This is a genomic window from Bradyrhizobium sp. Mp27, from assembly GCF_029953005.1.
GTDB lineage: Bacteria > Pseudomonadota > Alphaproteobacteria > Rhizobiales > Xanthobacteraceae > Bradyrhizobium > Bradyrhizobium barranii.
This window is the reverse complement of the sequence record NZ_JASAUS010000539.1, coordinates 1-958: the sequence shown is the minus strand read 5'-3', so window position 1 is coordinate 958 and position 958 is coordinate 1. Positions and strand designations below refer to the sequence as shown.

Below are 958 nucleotides of genomic sequence, written 5' to 3'. Positions count from 1 at the left end.
CATCGTCGCCTCGCATACGCGGGGCGGAAAAAAAAGAATCAACGGGCCTCCGCCTCAACCAACCATGCCCGCCGTACGCCATGCCATCGTCGATCTCATCCTTCGGCCGCCACCTCAGCAATGCCCATATTGCCGAAAGCAAATCCTTGAAAAACAGCGGCGCAAACACATTCTGCCAAAGTCGTGTTAGGGTCCAGACTCAATTGAGCCAATATGCGACGAGAGCGGCGGGATGAACAGCGGCCAAAAAATTACGGGCGAGCTTGTCATATCGCGTGGCGATGCTCGCTCTTACCGTAGGCGTACGCGCCTGCGTAGAACGGGTTCTTCAAGATCGAGATGACGTTGCGATATCGGATCGGCACCCACTCAAAGGACGTCATCTTCTTGCCGTCCGACGGACGCGGAAAATGGACGCCCTCGGCCTTAAGTGAGAGGTGCGCCTGCCGAGCGCTTCCGAGCTGGCGAAATCGGCTGAAGATCAGCCGTGTCGCTTCCTGGACCCTGGCGTCTGGATCGAGACCCAAGCCGATCTCCCGATGCCAGATGTAGCCGATGGGCACTGAAATCCGCAGTTCGCCTCGCCGGGGTCTTCGAACGGGCGCCGTCGAGCATGCGCGCGCGTAGGACACCGAGCTCGAACTCGCTCATGCTGCCCTTCATGCCGAGAAGAAGCGGTCATTGGGCCGACAGGGATTATAGACGCCGTCGAGATCGATGACCCGAGCCTCTACGAGCCCGCAGAGCTCGAGCAGGTGATGCCGATCCCGACCGTTCCTGGCTAGGCGAGAGGCGTCGAAAAAGACAGCATCAACTGCAGGCTGCTTAAACTCTAACCCTGATGAGCCAGATGGGGTATTCGGCCTGTTGCTGAGCCCCGCGTTAGCAGGGTGCTGCGCTTCAGGTTGATGATAAACGTGGTCTGTTTTCGAACAGCCACAAGCATCAGACGGAGAAG

Annotated in this window: 3 pseudogenes; 1 reads left to right on the top strand and 2 read right to left on the bottom strand. The window is 58.6% G+C overall.

The window, feature by feature from the left end:
* Nucleotides 1-150, top strand: a pseudogene (locus tag QJT78_RS51610) (IS701 family transposase); the annotation flags it as partial.
* 49 nt (nt 151-199) lie between these two features.
* Here QJT78_RS51610 and QJT78_RS51605 read toward each other — a convergent pair.
* Nucleotides 200-283: pseudogene (locus QJT78_RS51605) on the bottom strand (IS5/IS1182 family transposase); the annotation flags it as partial.
* Nucleotides 270-800 (bottom strand): annotated as a pseudogene (locus tag QJT78_RS51600) (recombinase family protein); the annotation flags it as partial. The pseudogenes QJT78_RS51605 and QJT78_RS51600, both read right to left, overlap by 14 nt.
* Nucleotides 801-958 lie beyond the last annotated feature (158 nt).